Origin of the sequence: Riemerella anatipestifer (assembly GCF_009932355.1) — a bacterium.
Taxonomy (GTDB): domain Bacteria; phylum Bacteroidota; class Bacteroidia; order Flavobacteriales; family Weeksellaceae; genus Riemerella; species Riemerella anatipestifer_E.
Genome location: NZ_LEKU01000026.1, coordinates 65,293 through 72,538, shown reverse-complemented (window position 1 = coordinate 72,538; position 7,246 = coordinate 65,293). Strand labels below are relative to the sequence as shown.

5 protein-coding genes and 1 pseudogene are annotated in these 7,246 nt (G+C 35.0%); 5 read left to right on the top strand and 1 reads right to left on the bottom strand.

What is annotated here, in order from left to right:
• Positions 1–563, top strand: a pseudogene (locus GXW81_RS09965) (hypothetical protein); the annotation flags it as partial.
• A 127-nt stretch (positions 564–690) separates the two neighbouring features.
• On the top strand, positions 691–2,124 hold the full coding sequence (locus GXW81_RS09960) for a hypothetical protein (protein ID WP_161532190.1): 1,434 nt from the start codon (positions 691–693) through the stop codon (positions 2,122–2,124).
• Between the two features lie 597 nt (positions 2,125–2,721).
• Here the strand turns inward: GXW81_RS09960 and GXW81_RS09955 are convergent.
• Entirely contained in the window at positions 2,722–3,114 is a 393-nt protein-coding gene (locus GXW81_RS09955) for a DUF4293 family protein (RefSeq protein ID WP_161532189.1), read from the bottom strand.
• A gap of 183 nt (positions 3,115–3,297) precedes the next feature.
• Here GXW81_RS09955 and rho point away from each other — a divergent pair, with 183 nt between their 5' ends.
• The 3 genes from rho (at position 3,298) to GXW81_RS09940 (ending at position 7,179) form a co-directional block, all read left to right on the top strand.
• On the top strand, positions 3,298–4,992 hold the full coding sequence (gene rho, locus GXW81_RS09950; protein WP_161532188.1) for a transcription termination factor Rho: 1,695 nt from the start codon (positions 3,298–3,300) through the stop codon (positions 4,990–4,992).
• A 130-nt stretch (positions 4,993–5,122) separates the two neighbouring features.
• Complete coding sequence (locus GXW81_RS09945) at positions 5,123–5,632, top strand: hypothetical protein (protein ID WP_161532187.1); 510 nt, start codon at positions 5,123–5,125, stop codon at positions 5,630–5,632.
• A 95-nt stretch (positions 5,633–5,727) separates the two neighbouring features.
• Positions 5,728–7,179, top strand: coding sequence for a hypothetical protein (locus GXW81_RS09940; protein WP_161532186.1), 1,452 nt, complete (start codon positions 5,728–5,730; stop codon positions 7,177–7,179).
• Positions 7,180–7,246 lie beyond the last annotated feature (67 nt).

Below are 7,246 nucleotides of genomic sequence, written 5' to 3'. Positions count from 1 at the left end.
CTAATACAGCACCAGCTAACGGTCAGGTATTAAAATGGAATGGAACGGCATGGGCACCAGCGGCAGATAATAATACAAATACCACCTACTCGGGCTCTACCTCTATTACATTAAGTGGAACCTCATTCCAAAGGGCGGCTTTAACGGGAGATGTTACGGCAGCAGCGAATAATAATGCTACTACGGTAGCTCGTATCCAAGGGCGTAATGTAGCTAATACAGCACCTGCGAATGGTCAGACTTTAACATGGAATGGAACGGCTTGGACACCTTCTGGAGGTTTACGTACAGTTACTACCAGTGTAACACTTGCGACAACGGATAATGGCGGTTATGTTTATGTTAATAGTGCTTCTGCAGTTACGGTAACTGTACCGAGTACTTTGCCTGCAGGATTTAGTTGTGTTATTGTGCAGAAAGGTGCCGGTCAGGTGATGGTAGCAGGTTCTGGAGTTACTTTAGAAACGGCTAGAGGAACCAAAACCAGAGCTAGATTCTCCTCAATAGGTGTAATTAAAGATACAGTTAATACAGCGACGATTACGGGAGATGCGGTTAACTAAGTGATAACGGTAAAAGGGCTTTAAAGCCCTTTTTAAAAAGAATATCTTTATGAAAAACAAAATCATTTACTTACTAATACTTGCTGTTACTTTACAATGGAGTAAAGCTCAAGTGGTATTGCAAGCGTTGGATGCTCCCAGTGGGATACAGTTACCTGATGGGTGGGAGATGGAGGTTCAATCTATACGTTATGTAGCGTCGGTTTACGACAATAACTACTATCCTATGAATAGTTTGGATTTAGCATCACAACCCGTTACGGCTCAGCTTGGTAGTCAAAATGCAAATGCAACTACGGATCCATTATTGAATTATCAAGGGCGAATAGGAGCGTATAATGTATCTGGAGGAAGTTTTCGTTTGAATATTCAAGAGGCTTTTGACAGGAGAATGTACCATGTGCCGATAAAATTTATAAATAAATCGGGAAATGGTTCTTTTATGACATTTGATTATTACAATAATAAGATTATAGCGGAAGCTACAATTCCAGCGAGGTATATTAAGAATTCGGCTACTGATAAAAAAGTTTATTTGCAATTGTATTGGGGAGAACAGATAGGAACATTAGTTACTAATAATACGAGCATACAGGTAGATGCATTTATCTGTGCGGAGACTCCTATAGAGTTGGTTCAATTGGATATGAACCGAGGGATAGGTCAAGACGGGAAAGGTATATTATTAACTACTTTTAATATTAAAACGGATAAGTTAGTAAAAAATCTTGAACTTCGTCTTTTACCTGCAATACCAGATCGTTATGCGGATCAGAAGACGAATTCATATGCAGGAGCATGGGCAGCTGATGAATATGAACACGATATGTTTTATATGCCTTTTACAGCGCCTGATGGTAAAGCTTGGTTGACGAACGATTTAGGAGCAGGATATGCTACATTAAAAAATTATTATTTTAACCCTTTACATCGTGCTGGTTCAACTGATGAAAATGGTAATAATTTGATGACGCCTACTACATTGCAAATAAAGAGGGATGTTAGAGGATATGGATCCCTTTATCAGTGGCAACGAAAATCAGACGGTCATGAGTTGATTAATTGGAAATCATCTATACAAGGTTTGCCTAAATATTCAGGCTCAGGCTCATTGTCTAGCTCATGGATAAATGCAGGTACAAATCGTTTTATAACGGGAGGAGAACAAGGTTTGGGATGGGTTATTCGAGATGTTAATATAAATACAGCAAGTCATTATATGTGGTTAGCAAATGGGGAGAATAATCCGTGTCCTATTGGATTTCATGTGCCTTCTTCTGCAGATATTGAAAAACTTAATGCAGTTATGCCCCCTGGTACATTGCTGTCTAAATTTTTATATTATAGCTTGGATTTCAGATTCCCAACAGCTGGTGGTAGAACAGGTGAATGGACTAATTTTTATAGTGTTGGTTTTGGTTCAACATACTGGCTTTCTGATACTTGGGATGATATGTGGTCACGGTTACTTAAGGTCTCATTTAGTGATGATCCGGGTCCACTTGGGACATTGCATTCTCTACGTTCAAAAGCTACGCCTCTGCGTTGCATACAAGACTAGTACCCGAAACTAGCTAGAGTGTCACGTTTGTACTTAGCCAAAATGAATAGATGATTGTAAAATGTATAAATATAGCAATAAGCCTAAATCCTTCCTGTCTTAGGCTTATTGTCAACTATAACATCAAAAATTTATACATTATGAACACTTTAAAAGCATGGTTGCGTCTCAACTAAACACCCCAATTACCATTGTATAGTGGATTTTGGGAGCTTCTAATAACGAACCTCTTCCTTTAGGTGCTAAGGAAGGGGTTTCACTTTATAAGAGGAAGGGACTTCACTGCCTAAGGTGAAGGCGCTTCACTCGTACGAGTGAACTATCTTCAGTTTGATATAAGATTATCTCCCTTTAAATAAAATGAAAAACAAATATTTCCATAAATAATGTCAATGGGGTGCTATTATCACCCACGCTCTGCCTTACCGAGCAGAGGTGTTCTGCTCATACGAGTAGAACACCTCTGACAATGTAGATATTGGGTATACCATAATTATAGATGACCTTTGGGGCTTTATTACGATTGTTTATCCTCCATAAAAAAAGCTCCCAACTAAATGGGAGCTTTTCACTCAAAATAAAAAAATCGTTGTGAGTTTATCGAAGTCTGTCCACAGATTTTACAAGCCTTTCGTCTCTCGCTATATACACATTTGCGATTAGCAAACATACAATAGAAATAAACGCAAACAGCGGCTCAATACCTTTCTCAGGAAAATCTATTCCTCCAGGTAAGTTTAGTAACCAGTAAATCAATACACCTATCAACAAAGCGTTTATAAAAATGCTGATGCGGTTCAGCATGATTTGTCTTTTTCTATTTTTAAAACTGAAAATACTAAGAGATAGAAGTACTACCAGTAATCCGCAACCTAATAGAATAGGCAGATTCCCCATAGTCATAACTTCTACATCTTGAGATGATACAAAAAGAAATACAGCTCCCATAGTAGCCAAAAACATCCAAATAGTTTGTATTCTTTGAAGCATCGGTTTAGTTGTATAGTTTTAAATTGTAGTGCAAAAATAGGAATAATTTTTTGTATTTGTCAAAAATAATGTAGATTTGCAGTACAGATTCAGTATAAACTCTTACTCAACTCTTGGGTAGAGTTACACTTTTTTAGATTAAATAATCCACATTTTTAAATATTACAGAAATATAATTCAATTATGTTTGATATAGAAACCCTTGAGGCTAAATCTTCGGCTGAACTTACGAAGATCGCTAAAGATTTAGGCATTAAAACAGGTAGAGGGGCTACAATGAAAGATAAAGTCTATGCTATTTTAGATTTCCAAGCCTCTAATCCACAACAAACTAAAGACTATTATAACTCTACAGAAATAGTTAATGAAAAGAAAGAGAATCATCAAATTCAAGAAGACTCTCAAGCGGTAGAGAAAACAACAAATAGGAGAGAAAAAAGGACTCCAGAAGCAGATAATGCAGTTAAGGAAGTAGAAACGAAAGACGCTGAAATTTCACAAGTTGAAGAAGTTTCTGCAGAGAATACTAAAGGGGAACAACAAGAATCTAATTCTCAGAGAAAGACTCAAAGAAAGCGAGTGAAGAAAAAAACGGAGCAAACAATACCTGAGAATACTAAGGTAACCGATACTCCAGTGGAGGCAGAGGCTAAAGAAGATAAACCTCACCCACAACAACAATCTAAGAAACACAAAAATCAATCACAGCCTAACACTAATCACAAAGAAAAGAACGAGCAGGAAACAGATAAGTCCTTTAATTTTGATAATTTAATCACTATAGAAGGAGTGCTTGAAATTTTGCCTGATAACTATGGTTTCTTGCGTTCTGCCGATTTTAATTATATTTCTTCTCCAGACGATGTTTATGTTTCTACTAATCAGATTAGAAATTATGGGCTAAAAACGGGAGATACTGTAAAAGGCACAGTAAGACTTCCTAAAGAAGGCGAAAAATATTTCTCTTTACAAAAGCCATTAGAGGTCAATGGTAGAGACCTTAGTTTCATTAAAGACCGTGTGTCTTTTGAACATTTAACTCCGTTATTTCCTCAAGAAAAATTCAATTTAACAGGGGCTAATACTACTACATCTACTAGAGTGGTAGATTTGTTCGCTCCGATAGGTAAAGGGCAAAGAGCTATGATTGTTGCTCAACCTAAGACAGGTAAAACAATGCTTCTTAAGGATATAGCTAACTCTATATCGGCTAATCACCCAGAGGCTTATATGATGATTTTGCTGATAGACGAACGCCCAGAAGAGGTTACCGATATGCAAAGAAGTGTAAATGCCGAGGTGATAGCTTCTACTTTTGATGAGTCTGCTGAAAAGCATGTTAAGGTAGCTAATCTAGTGCTTTCTAAAGCTCAAAGAATGGTAGAATGTGGGCATGATGTGGTGATTTTGTTAGACTCTATCACACGTTTAGCAAGAGCTTACAATACAGTAACACCTGCTTCTGGTAAGATACTTTCTGGTGGGGTAGATGCCAACGCTTTGCATAGACCTAAAAGATTTTTTGGGGCGGCAAGAAAGATAGAAGGTGGAGGTTCGCTTACCATCATTGCAACGGCTCTTATAGATACGGGGTCTAAAATGGATGAAGTGATTTTTGAAGAGTTTAAAGGGACAGGTAATATGGAACTGGTTCTAGATAGAAAAATAGCAAATAAGAGAATTTTCCCAGCAGTAGATATTACGGCGTCTAGTACTAGAAGAGATGACCTTCTTCATGATGAAATTACCCAACAGCGCATGTGGATTTTGAGAAAATATCTTTCTGATATGAATCCTGTAGAAGCAATGGAGTTTGTTCAGAAACAAATGAAGGGTACTCAAAGTAATGAGGAATTCTTGATGTCTATGAATAAGTAAATTAATTTTAAATAATATATATTCGAAACCATCTTAGAGAAATACCCTAAGGTGGTTTTTTATTTTGACAGATGAGTAATCTTTATAGCAAATTAAATTTCTGTATTTTTGTATCTAATAATACTGTGAAGTGAAAAATATATTTATAAATAAAACTAAAACTATTTTGTTAGTTTTAGTATCAGTCTCGTTTGGACTGTTCTATACCAAAGCCCAAAATAAAATGGCAACACACCCGATGATATTTGTAGGGTATAATTATCAAAATGCTAATTTTGGAGAGGTAGGAGGAAGACTTTTATTTCTAAAGAAAGATAATATTATGTACCGATTGGGAGCTTCTGCTATGTTGGGTAGTCCTAACGGAAAGTTTGCGGTAATTCCTAAATTACAGGGAGATATTTTATTTAACTTTCAGGAAGATAAAACGCTTAATCATTCTTATTACGGTCTAATAGGTATAGAAACTACCACTAAATATTTTGCTCCAAAGGTAGGGCTTAGTTTCTTTGGAATACTAGATGTTACCGCAGGATACGCTTTCCAAATTCCTAATCAGACAGTTAATGATAAATCTTTAAGAGGGTTTAATGTAGGGGTAGGTTTAAATATTCCGGTGCATTTAAAATTAAAGCTTTAATTACTCTATCTATTTAATCAAAGTAAATGATTTTCAATATGAGGCAAAACCATTCATTTTTCAGCTCTTACTTTTTTCTCTTACTTATAACATTATTGATAAAAATACCTTTTTTATTTACACACCATATTCAAGAAGACGCTTTCATCACTTGGAATGTAGCACAAAACCTTATAGATTATGGTGTGATAGGTTTTAATGGGGAGGAGCCTATATCTGCATCCACTACGCATTTGTATGTGTTTTTGTCTGCTTTTTTTCAGCTTATTTCGGGGGAATATTTTGTTTATGTTATCCTTCTAGTAAATTCGTTTTTGTTTGGACTAGGTAGTATTTTTTTAGGTAAAGTTTTCTTTTCCGAAAGAAAACAGCTGTTTTGGTTTGTAATTTTACTCAACCTATTACCACCTTCTATTACTGCTTCTGTACTAGGTATGGAGTATGGCTTGCTATTTTTTCTTTATACCATTTTTATATACTACGCTGTTGTTAAGAATAAAAATATAGTATATTTCATTTTGCCTATTTTGCTAATATGGACGCGACTAGACACGGTAATATTTTTAGGGATTTTAGGATTACTTCTTTTAATATTTACTCGTAAAATAAATCCTTATTTCTTTTTTGGAGGTCTTTTAGGATTGGGAAGTGTGTTGATATTTAACTATTTGTATTTTGGAGATATTGTTAATCACACTATTGTAGCTAAGAAAATAGCTTACCCTGCACCTGTTGAATTTAGTATAAAAGCCTTTTTCCATCAATTAGCTTATTATGGAGGATATCTTAAAATATCAGGGACTCTAATGATGGCTGTATTTTATCTTTATTTTGTGTCTGTTGTAGGGCTTTTAATATATGTTGTACAAAGAGAATTTGATACTAATAAAAGAAGAGTATTACTCATGATATTTACATTTGCGGTTACAAAAATTACCATATTTGTATTTCTGAGAGCTCATTTTGATTGGTATTACTGGTTGCCTAGAGTATTTATGGCAGCCGTTGTAGTGTATTTTATAGTAAGGTATTTGCTGAGTTACAAAATCAGCCGATTGTTATTGCCTATATTATTTTTAGGATTTGGAGCATTTCAGTATTTGCAATCACTGAGTATTGGTTATATGGAATATACTCAAAGAATACAAATGGTGAAAGATTTAGAAAAAATGGGTGCAAATAAAAATGAAAGTATCGTTTTAGAACCTGCAGGCAAAATACCGTTCTATACAAGGCTTAAAACTTGGGACGAGGTAGGATTAGTAGATAAAAAAATGACTAACGAAATGATAGCTAATTTTGATTATGCGTGGATAAATCTAATTAATAAATATCACCCTACTTATATATTAACCATAGGAGTAAAGGCTGGAGAAAATGGACTTTATAGAATGTCTGCTACACAAAAAGAAAAGTTTGATAAAGAATATACTTTACTTAAAGAATATCCTATTAAAGAGGTTCATCAATCTGCACCTTTTCCTATTAGCACAGTTTATAATATTCGTCCTATAGGACAAGATTACTTTCTGTATAAGAAGAAATAATAAATATGTCAATAAAAAATAGAGTGGTTTCAACATTTGAGACCACTCTATTTTATTTTATAAAGTT

Coding starts and splice junctions, on each gene's coding strand:
- GXW81_RS09955 (WP_161532189.1), bottom strand. CDS start 3,114: ATGCTTCAAAGAATACAAACTATTTGGATGTTTTTGGCTACTATGGGA.
- rho (WP_161532188.1), top strand. CDS start 3,298: ATGTTTGATATAGAAACCCTTGAGGCTAAATCTTCGGCTGAACTTACG.